Here is a 17,164-nt window from a genome sequence, read left to right on the forward strand (position 1 = left end):
ATGGCCAAGACCAGGAACGACAAGGGCGGCCTTCTGGCGCGTTCGCCCAGCCACCTTTTGCACCGGGTGCTGCAACTGGCGCTCGACATCTATGCCGAGGAATGTGGCGCGGCAGGGGTCACCCAGCGCCAGTTCGCCGTGCTGTCAGCTGTCTCCGAGAACGAGGGCGTCACCCAGACGGCCCTGGTCAAGGCCACCGGCATCGACCGCTCCACCCTGGCCGACATGGTGGCTCGAATGATCGCCAAGGGCCATCTGGAGCGTCAGCGCTCCGACCATGACGCCCGCGCCAACAGCGTTCGCCTGTCGCCCTCAGGCCGGGCCATGCTGGAAGAGATCGCCCCTATGGTCACCATGGCCGATGCTCGCATCCTGGCCCTGCTCAAGCCTGGCAAGCGCGAAGGATTCCTGGACCTGCTGTCCGATATGGCCGGCGCGGATCTGCATCCGACCGAGGTCGAGCCGGCCAAGGTCAAGAAGCCGAAGGCCGACAAGCCCAAGAAAGACAAGAAGCCCAAGAAGGACAAGGCCGCCAAGAAGGCAGCCTGAATTGAAGTCCTTGGCCGCTAGAGCGGGTTGCGATCTGATGGAATCAGATCACCCGCTCTAGTCTTCTGTTTTCACGCGCATTTCATTCCGAAAACCGGTTCCCACTTTTCGGAACGCGCTCTAGAACGCGGTGCTGAAGATCGAGCTGTCCGGGGCGGCAACGCTGGCGATGGCTGCGGCGGCGCACGGGCCGGGCCATGAACACGGTCCCTACGAAGGTGAAACCGCTGAGCCGATGCAGCGTTTGGCGGCCCTGCCTCGGTTCACTGCGATAGGGTTCCGAACCTGACGGTCAGTGACAAGACGGCGGGCAACCCTGCTCTTGGCGCATCTCCCTAGTCCCCCTCCCCCTCCTCCTCGTCATAGCCCACCAGCCGCAGTGCTCGGGCGGTCAGGCCTTCCAGTTCACACCAGCGCAGCAAGGCCTCCTCGCGGCCATGCGTGATCCACACTTCGCCAGGATGCAACTCGCTCAGGGTACCGGTCAGTTCGTCCCAGTCGGCGTGGTCCGACAGGATCAGCGGCAGTTCGACACCGCGCTGGCGGGCCCTGGCCCGTACCCGCATCCAGCCGGACGCGAAGCAGTCGACGGGGTCAGCGAAGCGGCGCGACCAGCGGTCGGCGATGGCCGCGGGCGGGGCGATGACAACCTGGCCGGCGAAGGCCGACCTGGACTGCTCTGTGGTGGCGGGCAGCAGGGGGCCCAGATCGACGCCGTGATCCTCATAGAGGGCGTTCAGCCGCTCCAGCGCGCCATGCACATAGATCGGCTGCTCCCAGCCGCCCTTACGCAGAAGCTTGATCACCCGCTGGGCCTTGCCCAGGGCGTAGGCGCCGACAAGGTGAGTGCGGTCGGGAAACTGGGTGACGCTGGCCAGCAGGTTGCGGATTTCGCCCGCATCGTCGGGGTGGCGGAAGACCGGCAGGCCGAAGGTGGCCTCGGTGATGAACACGTCGCAGGGCACGGGTTCGAACAGGGCGCAGGTCGGGTCGCGGCGGCGCTTGTAGTCGCCCGACACCACCATGGTCAGGCCCTTCCAGCGCACCACCGCCTGGGCCGAGCCCAGTACGTGGCCGGCCGGGACCAGGGTGACCTCGACGCCATTGTGGGTGAAGGGCTGGCCATAGTGGGCGGCCTGCTGTCGGCCGGTGAAGTTCTCGCCATAGCGCGTGGCCATGATCGCCAGGGTTTCGGGCGTGGCGGCCACGGCACCGTGGCCGGCGCGGGCATGGTCGGCATGGCCATGGGTGATCACCGCCCGGTCCACCGGGCGGACCGGATCGACATAGAAGTCCCCTGGCGGGCAATACAGCCCGTCCGGGCGGGGACAGAGAAGGTCTTCGGGCTTGATCACGCTGGATATGACAATGCGCGGACTGCTAATCCTTTCCAATGAGCGAAACGAACGAACAGAGCCGACTGATCGCCACGGCGATGAACGAGGGCAGCCCGCAGGCGCGGGCCCTGGGCTTCACCACCCTGCAGATTGGTGACAGCGTGGCCCTTCTCAAGGTGCCCTACCGGCCCGAGATTGTCGGCGATCCCGAGACGGGCGTGATCGCCGGCGGCGTGATGACCACCCTGCTGGACCATGCCAGCGGCCAGGCGGTGCATGCGGCCATGGCGACCTGGACCTCCATCGCCACCCTGGACCTGCGGATCGACTATATGCGTCCTGCCATTCCGGGGCGCGACGTCCTGGCCAGAGCCCATTGCTACAAGATCACCCGCTCGGTCGCCTTCGTGCGAGCCGTGGCCTATGAGGACGATCCCGAAGACCCGGTGGCCACTGCCCAGGCCACCTTCATGCTCGACAGCAGCGCCGGCAAGAAGGCGGGCGCCAACCTGAAGCCTTCCAAGTCCGGTGTAACGGGCGCCAATCCGGGAGCCGCCCAATGAGCGAGGCCGACAACCGCCTGGTGGCCGTGCTGGGCTCGATTCCCTATGCCCGTTTCCTGGGGATCACCGCCGAACTGGCCGGCGACGAGATGACGGCCGTCCTGCCCTTCGCTGACCATATCGTCGGCAATCCGATGTTGCCGGCCATCCATGGCGGGGTGCTGGGTGCCTTTATGGAGATGACCGCCCTGGCCCAGCTGTCGGTGGCTGCGCCATTGAAACGCCAGCCGCGCACGGTGGACGTCTCCATCGAATATCTGCGCTCGGGCCGGCCCCTGACCACCTATGCCCGGGCCACGATCAAGAAGCTGGGCCGCCGGGTGGCCAATGTCCATGTCGAGGCCTGGCAGGAGACCCGCAGCGCGCCCATCGCCACCTTGCGCGGCATCTTCCTGGTCGCGCCGACCGAGGATTAGGGCGTGCCGCGCACCGGACACGGGAACGGCGGAAAGGCTGTCCGCAAGGGCGACCTGCCGTCCAAGCCCTGCCTGACCTGCGGGCGGCCCTTCACCTGGCGCAAGAAGTGGGAGAAGGTCTGGGACGAAGTGAAATATTGCTCAGACCGGTGCAGAAGCCAGAAAATTACACCGCCGTAATGCAGGTTATCAGCGTCAATGTTTCTTAAAAGCGCGTCATGAAGCAAGAGTAACGTGTTTTTCGAACTCGACGCTCCTATACCCCTTTTCACCGGACGCGGACATCGCGGCGGCCAACACAAAAGGGATCAAGACCATGACCATCAAGTCCAACAGCTTCGGCGGCTTCGCTACCCTCGTCCTCGCGGTTCTGCCGCTCGTCGTGATCGCCGGCTCGCTCGTTCCGAGCTTCTAAGTGATCGCCGCGTCGCTTCGCCGGGCGGCTGTCCCCGGGGCCTGAGGCCTCCGAGACTGCCCCGGCGGAGCCTGAGCGCGGCACCGAAAGTGGAAGCCGGTTTTGGCGGAAACGACGCTCTAAATTCCTGATTCAAGAGCTTTTTTGTCTCCCGGACCCGATTGCGGTTTCGAGAGAAAGGCTGCAGGCGCTCCTCCTCTCAGGCCGCCGCCGCCATCCGATGCAGGATCGCGTGACGGTCCGCCAGCCGGTTGATATCGGCGTCATAGCCACCCCCGATCACGCCGGCCACCGGCAGGTCGCGGGCTGCGCAGGTTCCCAAAACATAGGCCTCGCGCCGCCTCAGGCCCGCATCAGTCAGGGACAACCGTCCCAGCTTGTCGTCGGCATGAGGATCCACGCCGGCGTTGAAGAACACGATATCGGGCGCCACCCTGTCGATCAGGGCCGGCAGCAGCTCGGCAAGGGTTGCCAGATAGACCGCGTCGCCGGTCCCGTCGGCCAGTTCGATGTCGAGATCGCTCACCGCCTTGCGGGCCGGAAAGTTCTTCTCGGCGTGCATCGAAAAGGTGAAGACCGACGGGTCGTCCTCGAAAATCCGCGCTGTGCCGTCGCCCTGATGGACGTCAAGGTCGACGACCAGAGCCTTGCCGATCCGCCCTTCGGCCAGCAGGCGTCGCGCTGCGACCGCCACGTCGTTGAACACGCAGAACCCGGCCCCGCTTTCCGCCGAGGCATGATGGCTGCCGCCCGCCGTGTTGCAGGCGATCCCATGCTCCAGCGCCAGGCGCGCCGCCAGCAGGGTGCCGCCGGTCGCCGCGCAGGCCCGGGCGGCGACAGAAGCGCTGTTGGGCATGCCAATCCGGCGAACCACATCAGCAGGCAAGGAAAGCTCGAGCACGCCGCGCACATAGTCGTGTGTATGCACCAACTGCAGGGTTTCGATGTCCACGGGTTTGGGGCGATGGAAACCGCCAGGCCCCGCAAGACCCTCGAACTCCAGCAGGGCGGCAAGGCGCGAGAACTTGTCCATCGGGAACCGGTGGCCTTCGGGCATCTCGGCGCGGAAGGCAGGATGGTGGACTATGGGCGGCGACATGGCCAAACGATGGGGCTGGGGACGGCTTGACGCAAGGTCGCGACTTGCCCCGGCGACGCTTGCGGAATAACCCATCACCATGCAGACGCCAGAGAACCTCGCCGAAATCCTCGACCTCGAAGCCATCGAGGTGAACCTGTTTCGAGGCGTGAGCCCCAATGACGGCTTTCCGCGCATCTTTGGCGGCCTTGTCATCGCCCAGGCCCTGATGGCCGCGTACAAGACGGTGCCCGACCGGGTCTGCCACTCGCTGCACGCCTATTTCATCCGGCCTGGCGATGTGAACATCCCCGTCCTCTATGAGGTGGAGCGCGCCCGCGACGGCGGCACCTTCACCACGCGCCGGGTTGCCGCCATCCAGAACGGCGAGCAGATCTTTAACCTGGCCTGCTCGTTCCAGACGCCGGAGGAAGGCTTCGAACATCAGGCACCGATGCCTGCCGCGCCGGCTCCTGAAGATGTTCAGACCGAAGGCGACTTCCTGCGCAGCCTGGGCGACCAGGTTCATCCCAAGATGCTGCGGTTCCTCGACAAGCCGCGCCCGATCGACATCCGCTGGGTCGATCCACAAAACCCGGTCAAGCCGGAGAAGAAATCAGGCACCAAGGAAGTCTGGATGCGGGCTCGCGCCCCTATCGGCGACGACGTCAAGATGCAGCAGGCGGCCCTGGCCTATGCCTCGGACATGGCTTTCATGGAAAGCGCTCTGCGACCCCACGGCCTGATCTGGACAACGCCCGGCCTGCAGTCGGCCAGTCTGGACCACGCCATGTGGTTCCACCGGCCCTTCAACTTCAATGACTGGACCCTGTTTGCGCAGGACAGCCCCAGCGCGTCACAGGGGCGCGGCATGGTGCGCGGCCAGATGTTCAGCCGGGACGGCACGCTGCTGGCCTCGGTGGCTCAGGAATGCCTGATGCGGATCAAGAAGTAGGGCCTCTAACCGCCTAGTCGTTCCAGGACGCCGACGAACCGTTCTATATCGCCCCCGGTCATCGCGCGCTCGGCTTCGATCACCAGCTGGAGCTAGCGCGCCAGGACACGCAATTCGATTTCGCCGGCCTCGGCTTGGGTCTTGGCGGCGGTCGCCTTGCTGGCCTCGGCCTCCGCCAGAAGCTTGGTCGCCCGGGCTGCAAGTTCCTCATTTTCCAGACCGGCGCGTGATAGCCGATCCTTCAGATGGGCGATGGAGCGGTCCAGCAGGTCCTGCGCCTCCTCCTGGACGGAGGTTCCGTGACGCTGGTTCACCACCGAATCCAGCACTGCCGCTATCGCCTGGGTCAGTCTGGGAATCAGGCCGTTTCCAGCACTCACGCCGTTGGTGATTTGCGCTGAGGCGTCCTGTCTTCGACGCGCACTGACGAAGACTTCGACGACCATTTTCATCGCGGCGATGGCGGAATCGGACTTCAGAACCGTCGCAGCCATAACCACGCCGTGTTCTGTAAAAGCCCAGGGATGCTTGCGCCGGCCGCCCCAGGAACTTGATGTCGCATTTTGCGATATCAAGTTGGCGAACTCGCTCGCAGTCAGTTGGAAGGCATAGCCCTCGAACCGTGCGGCGTTGCGGCGGATCTGTTCGTTGAGGCGCCGGGTCTCGACACCGAACAGAGCGGCGATCGTGTCGTCGAGAACGACACTCTGGCCCCGGATCTGATGGATATGTGCAAACGCCCTGTCGGCGGCGGGTAGATCGACGGGCATGGGGCTGGAAATCGCTTTGAGAGTGTCGATTGAAACACTCTCTCTTTGATTGATTTCGAGATCAATCCTCCTGCGCCGACTCTTCGGCCAAGCTCATCGGCTCGTTGGTATAGGTCGCGCAGAAAGGCCTGATGCGGATCAAGACTTAGGCGGGTTCGCCAGGCTGATTGACGCCACACCGGCCTGAGCGAGGCCGCGCAGCAACGAGGCGACCTGCATCCCTACCGTCATCTCGCCGGCCAGGGCCATGCGCAACGCCTCGGCGGCCGGGACCCACAGCCGTTCGATCCGTTCGGTTGGGTCATCGACAGGCTCTGATACCTGAACCACATCGCGGGCCAGCACGATGTGGATCCGGTTGGAGTGGGTGCCGGCATTGGGCCGCGTCTCGCCGATCAGGGTCATCACACCTCGGCAGCCCGCTTCCTCCAGCAGTTCACGAGTCGCGGCGGCGATCGGATCGGTTTCGGTCGGATCCATGCCGCCGGCCGGCAGTTCGATGGAAAAGTCGCCCAGGCCATGCCGGTACTGGCGCACCAGCAGCACCTGGTTTTCCGCGTCCAGCGCGACGACTTCAACCCAATCCGGATAGTCCAGCACATAGAAGGGAGCGACCACAGCGCCTTCGTCGGTGACGCAATCGTCGGCGCGAAGGCTGATCCAGCGATCCTTGTGAACATAGCGCGAGGCGGTGACCCGCCACTTCCCGTCGGACGCCATGTCCTCAAACTCCCAAAACTGATCTTGGCCTAAAGAATGGGATCGTTCAGTCGTAGTTTCGCTCGACGTCGTCACCGTCACCGCGCTTTTCGACAGGCCCTTCGGGCTCGCCGACCAGGGCGGGTGGGTCAGCCAGGATCAGACGCTCTGCGATCTTGACCTCGGGCACGGCGGCGCGGGTGAAGGGCAGGTACCAGGTCTGGCCACCCAGGGCGGGCTGGATCTCGAGCAGGTCGCCGGCCCCGAAGTTCTGCACGCTCTTCACGGAGCCCAGCAGGGCGTTGTCGGTGATATGGCGCACGGGCAGGCCGACCAGATCGGTCAGGTAGAACTCGTCCTCGTCCGGCTCGGGAAGGGCCTCACGGGGAACATAGAGGCGCAGGCCGCGCAGGGCGTCGGCGGCGTCCTTGGTCTCGATCCCCTTGCAGCGGGTGACGAGGCCTTCTTTGGCCACGCGGGCCGAGATGATGGTCAGGGCGAGCGAGCCATCCTGGCGCAGCAGCGCCTTGAAGTCGGCAAGGCTCTTGGGATCTTCGGTGTAGGTGGCGATCTTGACCTCGCCGCGCACGCCAAAGCCGCCGGCGACACGGCCGACAAGGATCAGATTGGCGGAGGGCGGCGTGCTCATCGCAAAGCTCGCATCATCGCCCCGATCCGAAGACCGGGGCGACAACGCAAAAGGCCTTAGCCTTCGGTCTTTTCAGCTTCGGCGGCCGGGGCTTCTTCAGCGGCAGCTTCGACAGGCGCTTCTTCAGCGACCGGCTCAGGAGCCGGGGCGGCAGCGGCTTCAGCAGCGGCAGCAGCGGCGGCTTCAGCAGCGGCCTTGGCGTCTTCGGCGGCCTGGGCAGCGGCGGCGGCGGCCTCTTCAGCGGCCTTCACGTCAGCGGCCTTGCGGTCTTCTTCGCGTTGAGCGCGCTCGGCGATGCGTTCCTGGGCCTTCTTGCCCGGCGCGCCCTTTTCGGGGTTGTTGCCGTGGGTCCAGGCGCCGATGCCCTGAGCGGCCAGGAAGCGCGCGACGCGGTCGGTCGGCTGGGCGCCCTTGGCCAGCCAGCCCTGGATCGACTCGATCTTCAGGGTCACGCGGGCCGGGTCGTCCTTCTTGAGCAGCGGGTTGTAGGCACCGACCTTTTCGATGAAGCGGCCATCGCGGGGCGAGTGGCTGTCGGCAACGACGATCGAGTAGTAAGGGCGCTTCTTGGCGCCGCCACGGGCGAGACGGATCTTCAGCATATCGGTAGTCCTTGAGCTCGAGTTCTATTTCTTGAACGGGTTGAAACCGGGCGGCAGGCCGCCGCCCAGGCCGGAAAGGAGGTTCGGCTTGGCGTCGCCGCCACCGCCGAGACCGGGAAGACCCGGCAGGCCTCCCGCGGAATTCTGTTGATCGGGCGCGGCCTGCTTGCCGCCGCCCATGGCTTTCAGGCGCGACATGTCGCCGCCGCCCATCATGCCGGCCATCCGGGCCAGGCTCTTGCCGCCGTCCTTGGACATGGCCTTGAACATGTCGGCCATCTGGCGGTGCTGTTTCAGCAGGCGGTTGACCTCGGCCACGTCCACCCCGGCGCCGGCCGCGATGCGGCGCTTGCGCGAGGCGGCCAGGATGTCGGGCTTTCTGCGCTCCAGCTTGGTCATCGAGCTGATGATCGCCTGCTGACGCAGGAAGACCTTGTCGTCGATGCCGCTCTCGGCGATCTGCTTCTTGGCTTTCTGGACGCCTGGCAGCAGGCCCATGATGCCCTGCATGCCGCCCATCTTCTGCATCTGCGACAGCTGGGCCGACAGATCATTGAGGTCGAACTGGCCCTTGGCCAGCTTCTTGGCCATGCGCTCGGCTTCGGCATGGTCCAGATCGGCGGCGGCGCGCTCGACCAAAGCCACGACGTCACCTTGCCCCAGGATGCGGCCGGCCACCCGGCGAGCGTCGAACACGTCCAGCGCGTCGATCTTCTCGCCGGCCCCGAGGAACTTGATCGGCAGGCCCGTGACATGGCGCATCGACAGCGCCGCGCCGCCCCGGCCATCGCCGTCGGCGCGGGTCAGGATCAGGCCCGTCAGCGGCAGGCGTTCATGGAAAGCCTTGGCGGTGCGGACCGCGTCCTGGCCGGTCAGGCTGTCGGCGACCAGCAGGGTTTCGGTCGGCTGGGCGATGCGGGCAATTTCCGCCGCTTCGCTCATCATCGCCTCGTCCAGCGTGGTGCGGCCGGCGGTGTCGAGGATCAGAACGTCATAGCCGCCCAGCTTGGCGGCGCTCATGGCCCGCTTGGCGATGTCGACGGCGCTCTGGCCGGCGACGATCGGCAGGCTCTCGACCTCGACCTGCTTGGCCAGCAGGGCCAGCTGTTCCATGGCCGCCGGACGGCGGGTGTCGAGCGAGGCGACCAGCACCTTCTTGCGCTCGGTCTTGCTCAGGCGCAGGGCCAGCTTGCCGGTGGTGGTGGTCTTGCCCGAGCCCTGCAGACCGGTCATCAGGATCACCGACGGCGGGTTCAAAGCCAGGTTCAGGCCGGTCGGCTCCTCGCCGCCCAGCATATCGACCAGACCGTCATAGACGATCTTGACCACCTGATCGGCCGGCTTGACCGAGCGGATGACCGCCTCACCGGACGCCAGTTCCTTGGCCTTGCTGATGAAGTCCTTGACCACTGGCAGGGCGACATCGGCTTCCAGCAGGGCGACGCGGACCTCGCGCAGCGCCTCGTCGATGTCCTTTTCGGACAGCACGCCGCGACCGCCGAGGCGGTCGAAGACGCTTGAGAGCCGCTCTGTAAGGCCGTCGAACATGCCGAACCCTGATCCAACCAAAGAACCAAACGCAATCAGCCCCCGTGGACGATCACGTCGACGGGGGTCCTCACCGGCCTCGTCCAGATGGATCCCGCGCTAGCGGGCTGGGGTCGTGACGGTAGAGGCGCTGCTGATGAAGCGCCGGAAGGGGGCGCTTATGCACAGAAAGATGGAAAGAGTCAAAGGGCGGCCGTCTTGCGCGGCCGCCCACTCGGGAATCAGGCCGCGCCCAGATAGTCGCGCTTGCCGACCTCGACGCCGTTGTGGCGCAGGATCGCGTAGGTGGTGGTCAGATGGAAGAAGAAGTTCGGCTGGGCCTGGGTCTGGAAATAGGCCAACCCCTTGACCACGCTGGTCTCACCCCGACGGGTCAGGGTGATGTCGCGATCTTCGGCGCCGGCAAAGGCGGCCGGGTCCAGACCCTCGACATAGCCGATGGCGCGGTCGATGCGGGCGATCAGGTCGGCAAAGCTGGTCTCGGTATCGTCCCAGGCCGGAACCTCCTGGCCGGCGAGACGTGCGCAGCAGCCCTTGGCGAAGTCGGTGGCGATCTGCGCCTGGCGCAGCAGCGGGAACATGTCGGGATAGAGCCGCGCCTTCAGCAGGGCGTCAGCGTCCCAGCCCTTGGTCTCGACCTGGGCGGCCGCCTTGGTCAGCACGCCCTTCAGACCCTTCAGGCCCTGGACGAAAACGGGGACACTGGCCTGGTGCATGGAAAGGGTCATGGAAGCTCCGCTTGAAGATGTGGCGCACAGATAGGGCGGCGGAGGCCCGACGGGAAGCGTTCGGCCCAGGGCCCACGAAAAAGGGCGGCTCCGCTGGGAGCCGCCCTTCGACGTTTCAGACGATCGCCAGCCTTTAGACCAGCGAGCTGTCGATGGCCTTGCAGGCTTCCATCAGGCCCTTAACCGAGGCGACCGAGGCGGCGAACATCGCCTTTTCCTCATCGTTGGTTTCGAACTCGACGATCTTTTCAGCGCCGCCGGCACCGATGACGACAGGCACGCCGACATAGAGGCCGTCCAGACCGTACTGGCCGGTCAGGAAGGTGGCGCAGGGCAGGACGCGCTTCTTGTCCTTCAGGTACGACGTCGCCATGGCGATGGCGCTTTCAGCCGGGGCGTAGAAGGCCGAGCCGGTCTTCAGCAGGGCGACGATCTCGCCGCCGCCGCCACGGGTGCGCTTGACGATGCCGTCGAGCTCTTCCTGGGTCATCCAGCCTTGCTTGACCAGTTCCGGCAGCGGCAGGCCGCCGACGGTGGAGTGACGCACCATCGGCACCATGTCGTCGCCGTGGCCGCCCAGGGTCCAGGCGTGGATGTCTTCGACCGACACGCCGGTCTTTTCGGCCAGGAAGTAGGCGAAGCGCGCCGAGTCCAGGACCCCGGCCATGCCGATGACCTTTTCCTTGGGCAGGCCCGAGAACTGCTGCAGCGCCCAGACCATCGCGTCGAGCGGGTTGGTGATGCAGATGACGAAGGCGTTGGGGGCGTGAGCCTTGATGCCTTCACCGACGGCCTTCATGACCTTCAGGTTGATGCCCAGCAGGTCGTCGCGGCTCATGCCCGGCTTGCGCGGCACGCCGGCGGTCACGATGCAGACGTCGGCGCCGGCGATGTCGGCATAGTCATTGGCGCCCTTCAGGGCGACGTCCTTGCCGAACACGGCCGAGGCTTCGGCGATGTCGAGGGCCTTGCCCTGCGGCGTGCCTTCGCTGATGTCGAACAGGACGATGTCGCCCAGCTCTTCGCGAGCGGCGATGTGGGCCAGGGTGCCGCCGATCATGCCGGCGCCGATAAGGGCGATCTTCGCGCGAGCCATAGGGTCTCCGTCAGGACTGTGGATGGAAATTCTCGCGGCGGTCTAGACCCATGACGCTCAAGCCTCAAGCCCCCTTCCCCGTTTCGCTGCACTGCGGCAAAACAGTCGCAACAACAATAAGGACACGCAGGGATGAGCAAGACCGATCCGGGGAACTATTTCGAGGACTTCAGGCTGGGCCAGGTGCTGGTCCACGCCACGCCGCGCACCGTCACGGCGGGGGATGTCGCGCTCTATACGGCCTTCTACGGTCCGCGTTTTGCGCTGTTTTCCTCGGACGAATTTGCGCGCCGCAGCGGGCTTTCCGCCGCGCCCGTCGACCCTCTGGTGGCCTTCCATGTGGTGTTCGGCAAGACGGTGCCCGACATCAGCCTGAACGCCGTGGCCAATCTGGGCTATGCCGAGGGCCGGTTCCTGGTCCCGGTCTATCCGGGCGACACCCTGGCGGCGACCTCCGAGGTGATCGGGCTGAAGGAGAACTCCAACCGCAAGACCGGCGTCGTCTATGTGCGCACCACCGGGACCAACCAGCGCGGTGAGGCGGTGCTCAGCTATGTGCGCTGGGTGATGGTGCGCAAGCGCAGCGCGGAAGCCGAGGTCGCCGAGCAGGCGACGCCGAAGCTGGCTGAAGCGGTCGCCGCCGCCGATCTGGTGATCCCGGCCGGCCTGGATTTCTCGGCCTATGACTACGCCCTGGCCGGCGCGCCCCACGCTTTCGAGGACTATGCGATCGGCGAGCGGATCGACCATGTCGACGGCATGGCGATCGAGGAGGCCGAGCACGCCATGGCCACCCGGCTGTGGCAGAACACCGCCAAGGTCCACTTCAACCAGTTCGAGCGGTCGAAAGACCCGTCGGGCCGGCGCCTGGTCTATGGCGGGGTGATTATCTCGACCGCCAAGGCCCTGTCGTTCAACGGCCTGCAGAACGCCGGCCTGATCCTGGCGATCAATGGTGGCCGGCATGTGAGCCCCTATTTCGCCGGCGGCACGGTGTTCGCCTGGAGCGAGGTGCTGGACAAGGCTGACCTCGGATCGGCCGGAGCCCTGCGCCTGCGGCTGGTGGCCACGGTCGACCGCCCCTGCGCCGACTTCCCCGGCAAGGATGAGGCCGGAGCCTATGAACCGGGCGTGATCCTCGATTTCGACTATTGGGCGGCGGTCCCGAAGCGAGTGACAGCGCGTGGCTGAGTTCGAGATCGACCCGGCCTTCATCGCCACCTCGGCGACCCTGGGCGACCTGCCCCTGTGCCACGCCCGGCTGCAGCTGGACGCCCGCTATCCGTGGATCGTGCTGATCCCCCGCCAGGCCGGTCTTCGCGAGATCGAGGACCTGTCGGCGGGGGACAGGATCGCCCTGATCGAGGAGACGGTGCTGGCCGGGGCCGCCGTGCGGGCGGTGGCAGAGGTGTTGGGCCTGGCGGTCGACAAGCTGAATGTCGGGGCCCTGGGCAATGTCACGCCGCAGCTTCATGTGCATGTGCTGGGTCGCCGGGTCGGCGATCCGGCCTGGCCGGGGCCGGTCTGGGGGCATAGCCCGGCCGAGCCTTTCGGGGGCGAGGCCCTCACGGCAGCGATTGCGGAGGCTTGGAGTGTGTTGTCGTCATAAGCCACTAGGGTGTTCTGAAAGCCAGTCGGCATGACGAATCGACAGCGTTTCGACCTGTGATCTGTCGGGAAGAAACAGATCCACACCGCCGTCATAAGGCGCGAAAATTGATCCCGTGGAGGTCGACATCCAAAGTGTTGGCGCCGCCCTTTCATCCGCTATTTCCTGAAGTAATTGATCGAAACCGCCTTCCTCCCAGACGACCGGAGCCGCATTTACGTCCCAGTCAACGGCGAACTCGTCATCTTCTTCGTCGTCCACTCGGAAGCGGAACGCGAATGGCAGGTGATGCTCCCGCGTCACGCGGAATGGATCTCGACCATCACCGATGTCTGTGACGCCCTCAGGCGTCCGCCAGCAGGCCTGAACCAACCAACATGACGCTTTGTTGCCAAGCACGGCCTCGGCCAAAGCATTCTGACGTTGGAGCAGAATGCGCCGTTCCTCATCCGTTTCAGCATAGCGCTTCGACAAAGGGAGCGAGTGAAACCGGATCCAGTTAGCGGCCCCGGCTTCGCGGAGGCGATAACCGATTGGGTCGCATCCCGGATACTTCTGTAGCCAAAAGTCTTCGAAAGGGCTCATGCTCTGCTTTAGCGCCTCTTCTTTTTCCTTGAGGTCGTCGCCTTGGCCTTCGAGCCCTTCTTGCCCTTGGCCACGGCCTTGCCCTTGCCGCTCTTCTTGGCGAGGGCCGCGCAGCGGGCCTTGGCGGCTTTCAGCGCCTTGCCGGTCTTGCCTCTGGTCGAGCAGACCGGCTTGGCGGCCGGACGACTGGGCGCTGCAGCGGCGCGCGGCGGCCAGACCACGGGGCCACGGGTCCTGACCACATAGCCCGGCGGCAGGCTGGGCGGGGCCTGCTGCTCGGCCGTCACGGCACGGCTGACGCCGTCTTCCAGCAGGTCGCCGCTCCAGCGCATCTCGTCGGTCGGGTTGAGGGTCAGGACGGTCGACTGCCCGGCCCTGGGGCTGAAGCGCAGGATGACGGCGTCACCGGCCCGCTCGATCGTCTCGACCAGCCCGGTCGAGCCCACCGAGCCCGGCCGACGCATGTCGCGCCAGGCGCCTTCCAGCGGACCGTTTCCACTGGCCGGATCAACCAGTTGCAGGGCGTAGAGCGCCGCGCCGTCGGCGGCCTGCACCGTCCAGCCGCCGTCCAGCGGGCCTTGCAGACCCTGGGCCGCCGCGATCGAGCCCTTGATCCGCAGCTCATAGACCTGCTCGGCCGGCACATAGGTTCCCTGGGGTATGGCCATGCCCGGCGTCGGGGCCGGCGGCTCGGGCGGCGGGATCGGCAGCAGGGTGGGCTTGTGGTGCGGAACCGGCGTGGTCGGCGCGGTCTCTTCCTCGTCGGTGGTCTGGGGCGAGGTCTGGTCGATCAGGTCGCCCAGCGGATCGATGGCCTCGGGCACGGGATCGGCGACCGGCGCCACCGCCGGGGCCACGGCAGGCTCAGCCTGTGTCTGGACGGGCGGCGTCTGGACCGCCGCCGGCGCGGTGACGACAGGCGCGGTCGCCGGCGCTTCCTGGCCCACAACCGGGCCGGCGACGAGGCTCAGACAGACGAGGAGAGCAGACGCCCGCATGACTGCCCTTAAGCCGCGCGCTCGGCGATGGCGGCCGCCACCGCGACCAGCCGCTCAGCCTGGGCCAGATGCAGCCGCTCGGCCATCTTGCCCTCGACCCGCAGCGCGCCCTTGCCGGCGTTTTCCGGGTCGGCGAAGGCGGCGATCACCGCCCGGCTCCAGGTGATCTCGTCATCCGAGGGCGAGAACACCCGGTTACAGATTTCCAGATGCTTGGGATGGATCAGGGTCTTGCCGTCAAAGCCGAAATCAACGCCCTGCACGCAGACCGCCTCCAGCGCTTCCAGGTTCTCGATGTCGTTGTGAACGCCGTCGAGAATGGTCAGGCCATGGGCCCGGGCGGCGGCCACCGACAGGGTCAGCAGCGGCAGGAACGGCGCGCGGTCGGGCGTCTGGCGGGCCCGCATTTCCTTGGCGAAGTCGTTGACGCCCATCACCCAGGCCGACAGGCGGGTGGTCTGGCTGGCGGCGGCGATCTCCCACAGGTGGAAGGCGGCCTTGCCGGTCTCGATCATGGTCCACAGCCGGGTGTCCGCCGGCGCGGCCTGCAGGGCGGCGTGATAGGCGTGGACGTCGGCGGCGTCATTGACCTTGGGCACCAGCACCGCGTCGGGGCCGGCCTCGGCCGCAGCCTTCAGGTCATCGGCGCCCCAGGGGGTGTCGAGGCCATTGGTGCGGATGACGATCTCGCGCGGGCCAAAGCCGCCGGCCTTGACCGCCGCCACGGCCGCCTCGCGGGCCGCGACCTTCATTTCGGGCGCCACGGCGTCCTCGAGATCCAGGATGATCACGTCGGCGTCCAGGGTGCGCGCCTTGTCCACCGCCTTGGCGTTGGAGGCGGGCATATAGAGGGCGCTGCGGCGCGGTCTGGCGATCTTCGACATCAAAACTCCCCTGCGGTCTTTTCTGTTTTCTGGCTACTTCTTTAGCATCGCCGCGCCGCAGCAAAAGCCATGACGACACAGGCGATGGATTGTTGGTCAAGGATGGCGCGAAACGGTCTAGGATGGCGTCATGACCACGCGCTACGACGACAAGGCCCGCAACGTGCTGGGCGGTGAGCTGAAGCCCTGTTCGCTGGACCCGGTGACCGGCTTTTATCGCAACGGCTGCTGCGAGACCGGACCCCACGACCTGGGCCTGCACACCGTCTGCGCCATAATGACCGACGAATTCCTGGCCTTCTCCAAGGCCACGGGCAACGACCTTTCCACCCCCCGTCCCGAATTCGCGTTTGCGGGCCTGAAGGCCGGCGACCGCTGGTGCCTGTGCGCCGGTCGCTGGAAGGAAGCCCTCGACGCCGGCATGGCCCCGCAGGTGGTGCTTGAGGCCAGCCACGAAGAGATGCTGGCCATCGTGACCCTGGGGGTTCTGAAGGATCACGCGGCGGTCTGAACGCTCTAGGCACGGGCTCTCCGCCCCACGCGGTCTGACCGCTGAAGGTGTGGGAAGGGCTGCAGAGCGCCCGGGCCTCGCCCGGATGAGAGATAGAGATTACCGTTTCGACGAAGATCAGACGCTCCGCGCAGCCGTTCTTTCAGAAGCCTGCGACGCTTGAGCCCTGTTTGGGCCTCGCCGCCTTGAAGCCTCCGACGGGCGGACCGGGGAGCGACCCCGTCCCGGACTGCCGGTTCTCCCGAACCGGCCTGCTGCTCGCCCGACCCCTGACGTGACGTCGTTTTAGTGTTCCACGGCCGACCGCCGCCAGACACGAAAGGGTTGGCGGTTCTGACCCGCCATCGTTTGAGCTTCCCGCTCGACCACCCCCCGCCGCCGCTTCGGTCGCTGGCCGTGCGCCCTTCCCCTGCGACGAGGTGGGATGATTATGCGGGGGGATTTGAGCGCGTCTGACGGCGCGGTGCGAGATTTTTGCAGGGCGTTGATTCTATTGAACTTTATCGCCGATGCGCCGGGGATGGAGCGGGCTGGATCCCCGTAAATCCTCCCCCTGAAGGGGGAGGCGGCCGTCAGGCCGGAGGGGGAAGACGGCACCGAGTCAGCAGCCACTACCCCCTCCGTCTCCCCCGCCTTCGCGGGGGCGACACCTCCCCCTTCAGGGGGAGGATCTGTTGCGTGCCGCCCGCTCCGCCCACCGGAGCCCTCCGTAAATCCCACGCTGGCCTGCGTGAGATTTAAGGATGAGCACGACGCTGGGCGTCTGGTTTGGGGAAAGAAGCCAGGGGCGTGCCTTCGACCCGTTACCGACGTTAGATAGTCAGGCTATCTTGGCGATATGAATGCTGACCTATCTGCTCGTTTCGCCGCCCTAACGGCTACCAGTCAGGCGAAGGTTCTGACGCTGCTGATCCACATGGAAACAATACATGTCAGGTCGGCCTATATCGATGATCCGAGCGATACCAAAAGCCTCTATGCCTCAAGCGAGTTTATCCATCGCTTGTCAGGCTTCGTCCTCACCGCTTTGAGTACTGATAGGCCATCCGGGCGCGAAATAGGGATGATCGACACCATCCTGCGTTCAGTGGAGCCGCGAGGTTCGTACTATGTCGATCGGTTAGTCGAATGGATCGCTACGGAAACCGACCCGAATGGCTGCTAACCACCCC

Annotated in this window: 21 protein-coding genes and 2 pseudogenes; 11 read left to right on the plus strand and 12 right to left on the minus strand. The window is 65.9% G+C overall.

The window, feature by feature from the left end; genetic code table 11:
• Window positions 1-549, plus strand: a complete 549-nt coding sequence (locus ACW179_RS05635) for a MarR family winged helix-turn-helix transcriptional regulator (protein WP_492063321.1) — start codon at window positions 1-3, stop codon at window positions 547-549.
• 335 nt (window positions 550-884) lie between these two features.
• Here the strand turns inward: ACW179_RS05635 and ACW179_RS05640 are convergent.
• A pseudogene (locus ACW179_RS05640) lies at window positions 885-1,918 on the minus strand (ligase-associated DNA damage response exonuclease).
• Window positions 1,919-1,942: 24 nt separating this feature from the next.
• Between ACW179_RS05640 and ACW179_RS05645 the strand changes: the two are divergent.
• The 4 genes from ACW179_RS05645 (at window position 1,943) to ACW179_RS05660 (ending at window position 3,280) form a co-directional block, all read left to right on the plus strand.
• Window positions 1,943-2,449: a PaaI family thioesterase gene (locus ACW179_RS05645; RefSeq protein WP_492063322.1), complete on the plus strand. Its 507-nt coding sequence runs from the start codon at window positions 1,943-1,945 to the stop codon at window positions 2,447-2,449.
• Window positions 2,446-2,865 (plus strand): PaaI family thioesterase, encoded by a 420-nt coding sequence (locus ACW179_RS05650; protein WP_492063323.1) that lies wholly within the window; start codon window positions 2,446-2,448, stop codon window positions 2,863-2,865. The genes ACW179_RS05645 and ACW179_RS05650 overlap by 4 nt, the downstream gene beginning before the upstream one ends.
• Before the next feature lie 3 nt (window positions 2,866-2,868).
• Window positions 2,869-3,045, plus strand: a complete 177-nt coding sequence (locus ACW179_RS05655; protein WP_492063324.1) for a DUF2256 domain-containing protein — start codon at window positions 2,869-2,871, stop codon at window positions 3,043-3,045.
• A gap of 136 nt (window positions 3,046-3,181) precedes the next feature.
• Window positions 3,182-3,280 (plus strand): hypothetical protein, encoded by a 99-nt coding sequence (locus ACW179_RS05660; RefSeq protein ID WP_492063325.1) that lies wholly within the window; start codon window positions 3,182-3,184, stop codon window positions 3,278-3,280.
• Between the two features lie 199 nt (window positions 3,281-3,479).
• Here the strand turns inward: ACW179_RS05660 and ACW179_RS05665 are convergent, their stop codons facing one another.
• Window positions 3,480-4,385: a histone deacetylase family protein gene (locus ACW179_RS05665; protein WP_492063326.1), complete on the minus strand. Its 906-nt coding sequence runs from the start codon at window positions 4,383-4,385 to the stop codon at window positions 3,480-3,482.
• Between the two features lie 73 nt (window positions 4,386-4,458).
• On the opposite strand from ACW179_RS05665, the gene ACW179_RS05670 reads away from it, so the two are divergent.
• Window positions 4,459-5,313: an acyl-CoA thioesterase gene (locus tag ACW179_RS05670; RefSeq protein ID WP_492063327.1), complete on the plus strand. Its 855-nt coding sequence runs from the start codon at window positions 4,459-4,461 to the stop codon at window positions 5,311-5,313.
• A 92-nt stretch (window positions 5,314-5,405) separates the two neighbouring features.
• Here ACW179_RS05670 and ACW179_RS05675 read toward each other — a convergent pair whose 3' ends face one another.
• From ACW179_RS05675 to mdh, 7 genes are all read right to left on the minus strand, one after another.
• Window positions 5,406-6,083 (minus strand): ORF6N domain-containing protein, encoded by a 678-nt coding sequence (locus ACW179_RS05675; protein ID WP_492063328.1) that lies wholly within the window; start codon window positions 6,081-6,083, stop codon window positions 5,406-5,408.
• 138 nt (window positions 6,084-6,221) lie between these two features.
• Entirely contained in the window at window positions 6,222-6,803 is a 582-nt protein-coding gene (locus ACW179_RS05680) for an NUDIX hydrolase (protein ID WP_492063329.1), read from the minus strand.
• 46 nt (window positions 6,804-6,849) lie between these two features.
• Window positions 6,850-7,431, minus strand: coding sequence for a ribosome maturation factor RimM (rimM, locus tag ACW179_RS05685; RefSeq protein ID WP_492063330.1), 582 nt, complete (start codon window positions 7,429-7,431; stop codon window positions 6,850-6,852).
• A 56-nt stretch (window positions 7,432-7,487) separates the two neighbouring features.
• Window positions 7,488-8,033, minus strand: a complete 546-nt coding sequence (gene rpsP, locus ACW179_RS05690; RefSeq protein ID WP_492063331.1) for a 30S ribosomal protein S16 — start codon at window positions 8,031-8,033, stop codon at window positions 7,488-7,490.
• Between the two features lie 24 nt (window positions 8,034-8,057).
• Window positions 8,058-9,581 carry a signal recognition particle protein gene (ffh, locus tag ACW179_RS05695; protein ID WP_492063332.1) on the minus strand — a complete coding sequence of 508 codons (1,524 nt, stop codon included), beginning with the start codon at window positions 9,579-9,581 and terminating at the stop codon, window positions 8,058-8,060.
• Window positions 9,582-9,802: 221 nt separating this feature from the next.
• On the minus strand, window positions 9,803-10,309 hold the full coding sequence (locus tag ACW179_RS05700; protein ID WP_492063333.1) for a DUF1993 domain-containing protein: 507 nt from the start codon (window positions 10,307-10,309) through the stop codon (window positions 9,803-9,805).
• Between the two features lie 133 nt (window positions 10,310-10,442).
• A complete protein-coding gene (gene mdh / locus ACW179_RS05705) occupies window positions 10,443-11,405 on the minus strand; it encodes a malate dehydrogenase (protein ID WP_492063334.1) in 963 nt (320 codons plus the stop codon).
• Window positions 11,406-11,537: 132 nt separating this feature from the next.
• Between mdh and ACW179_RS05710 the strand changes: the two genes are divergently transcribed.
• Together ACW179_RS05710 and ACW179_RS05715 are read left to right on the plus strand one after the other, a co-directional pair.
• Window positions 11,538-12,596 (plus strand): MaoC family dehydratase, encoded by a 1,059-nt coding sequence (locus ACW179_RS05710; RefSeq protein WP_492063335.1) that lies wholly within the window; start codon window positions 11,538-11,540, stop codon window positions 12,594-12,596.
• Window positions 12,589-13,014, plus strand: coding sequence for an HIT domain-containing protein (locus ACW179_RS05715; RefSeq protein ID WP_492063336.1), 426 nt, complete (start codon window positions 12,589-12,591; stop codon window positions 13,012-13,014). Before ACW179_RS05710 ends, ACW179_RS05715 begins: the two co-directional genes overlap by 8 nt.
• Here the strand turns inward: ACW179_RS05715 and ACW179_RS05720 are convergent.
• The 3 genes from ACW179_RS05720 to ACW179_RS05730 are packed head-to-tail and all read right to left on the minus strand — an operon-like array spanning window position 13,009 to window position 15,481.
• Window positions 13,009-13,599: a DUF3885 domain-containing protein gene (locus tag ACW179_RS05720; protein ID WP_492063337.1), complete on the minus strand. Its 591-nt coding sequence runs from the start codon at window positions 13,597-13,599 to the stop codon at window positions 13,009-13,011. The genes ACW179_RS05715 and ACW179_RS05720 overlap by 6 nt on opposite strands.
• An 8-nt stretch (window positions 13,600-13,607) precedes the next feature.
• Entirely contained in the window at window positions 13,608-14,597 is a 990-nt protein-coding gene (locus tag ACW179_RS05725) for a hypothetical protein (RefSeq protein WP_492063338.1), read from the minus strand.
• Window positions 14,598-14,605: 8 nt separating this feature from the next.
• Window positions 14,606-15,481, minus strand: coding sequence for an HpcH/HpaI aldolase/citrate lyase family protein (locus ACW179_RS05730; protein WP_492063339.1), 876 nt, complete (start codon window positions 15,479-15,481; stop codon window positions 14,606-14,608).
• A 130-nt stretch (window positions 15,482-15,611) separates the two neighbouring features.
• Here ACW179_RS05730 and ACW179_RS05735 point away from each other — a divergent pair, with 130 nt between their 5' ends.
• From ACW179_RS05735 to ACW179_RS05745, 3 genes and pseudogenes are all read left to right on the plus strand, one after another.
• Window positions 15,612-15,992, plus strand: coding sequence for a DUF2237 family protein (locus tag ACW179_RS05735; RefSeq protein WP_492063340.1), 381 nt, complete (start codon window positions 15,612-15,614; stop codon window positions 15,990-15,992).
• Window positions 15,993-16,348: 356 nt separating this feature from the next.
• Window positions 16,349-16,536, plus strand: a pseudogene (locus ACW179_RS05740) (hypothetical protein); the annotation flags it as partial.
• Window positions 16,537-16,830: 294 nt separating this feature from the next.
• Window positions 16,831-17,157 carry a hypothetical protein gene (locus ACW179_RS05745; RefSeq protein WP_492063341.1) on the plus strand — a complete coding sequence of 109 codons (327 nt, stop codon included), beginning with the start codon at window positions 16,831-16,833 and terminating at the stop codon, window positions 17,155-17,157.
• Window positions 17,158-17,164: the final 7 nt, after the last annotated feature.

The sequence above is a fragment of the Caulobacter sp. AVps18 genome (assembly GCF_058681425.1).

Excerpts from the sequence above, each read along its gene's own strand:
- ACW179_RS05650 (WP_492063323.1), top strand. The coding sequence starts at position 2,446 with ATGAGCGAGGCCGACAACCGCCTGGTGGCCGTGCTGGGCTCGATTCCC.
- ACW179_RS05675 (WP_492063328.1), bottom strand. The coding sequence starts at position 6,083 with ATGCCCGTCGATCTACCCGCCGCCGACAGGGCGTTTGCACATATCCAT.
- rimM (WP_492063330.1), bottom strand. The coding sequence starts at position 7,431 with ATGAGCACGCCGCCCTCCGCCAATCTGATCCTTGTCGGCCGTGTCGCC.
- ACW179_RS05710 (WP_492063335.1), top strand. The coding sequence starts at position 11,538 with ATGAGCAAGACCGATCCGGGGAACTATTTCGAGGACTTCAGGCTGGGC.
- ACW179_RS05645 (WP_492063322.1), top strand. The coding sequence starts at position 1,943 with ATGAGCGAAACGAACGAACAGAGCCGACTGATCGCCACGGCGATGAAC.
- ACW179_RS05730 (WP_492063339.1), bottom strand. The coding sequence starts at position 15,481 with ATGTCGAAGATCGCCAGACCGCGCCGCAGCGCCCTCTATATGCCCGCC.
- ACW179_RS05680 (WP_492063329.1), bottom strand. The coding sequence starts at position 6,803 with ATGGCGTCCGACGGGAAGTGGCGGGTCACCGCCTCGCGCTATGTTCAC.
- ACW179_RS05720 (WP_492063337.1), bottom strand. The coding sequence starts at position 13,599 with ATGAGCCCTTTCGAAGACTTTTGGCTACAGAAGTATCCGGGATGCGAC.
- ACW179_RS05725 (WP_492063338.1), bottom strand. The coding sequence starts at position 14,597 with ATGCGGGCGTCTGCTCTCCTCGTCTGTCTGAGCCTCGTCGCCGGCCCG.
- ACW179_RS05735 (WP_492063340.1), top strand. The coding sequence starts at position 15,612 with ATGACCACGCGCTACGACGACAAGGCCCGCAACGTGCTGGGCGGTGAG.
- ACW179_RS05670 (WP_492063327.1), top strand. The coding sequence starts at position 4,459 with ATGCAGACGCCAGAGAACCTCGCCGAAATCCTCGACCTCGAAGCCATC.
- rpsP (WP_492063331.1), bottom strand. The coding sequence starts at position 8,033 with ATGCTGAAGATCCGTCTCGCCCGTGGCGGCGCCAAGAAGCGCCCTTAC.
- ACW179_RS05700 (WP_492063333.1), bottom strand. The coding sequence starts at position 10,309 with ATGACCCTTTCCATGCACCAGGCCAGTGTCCCCGTTTTCGTCCAGGGC.
- ffh (WP_492063332.1), bottom strand. The coding sequence starts at position 9,581 with ATGTTCGACGGCCTTACAGAGCGGCTCTCAAGCGTCTTCGACCGCCTC.
- ACW179_RS05745 (WP_492063341.1), top strand. The coding sequence starts at position 16,831 with ATGAATGCTGACCTATCTGCTCGTTTCGCCGCCCTAACGGCTACCAGT.
- ACW179_RS05635 (WP_492063321.1), top strand. The coding sequence starts at position 1 with ATGGCCAAGACCAGGAACGACAAGGGCGGCCTTCTGGCGCGTTCGCCC.
- ACW179_RS05660 (WP_492063325.1), top strand. The coding sequence starts at position 3,182 with ATGACCATCAAGTCCAACAGCTTCGGCGGCTTCGCTACCCTCGTCCTC.
- mdh (WP_492063334.1), bottom strand. The coding sequence starts at position 11,405 with ATGGCTCGCGCGAAGATCGCCCTTATCGGCGCCGGCATGATCGGCGGC.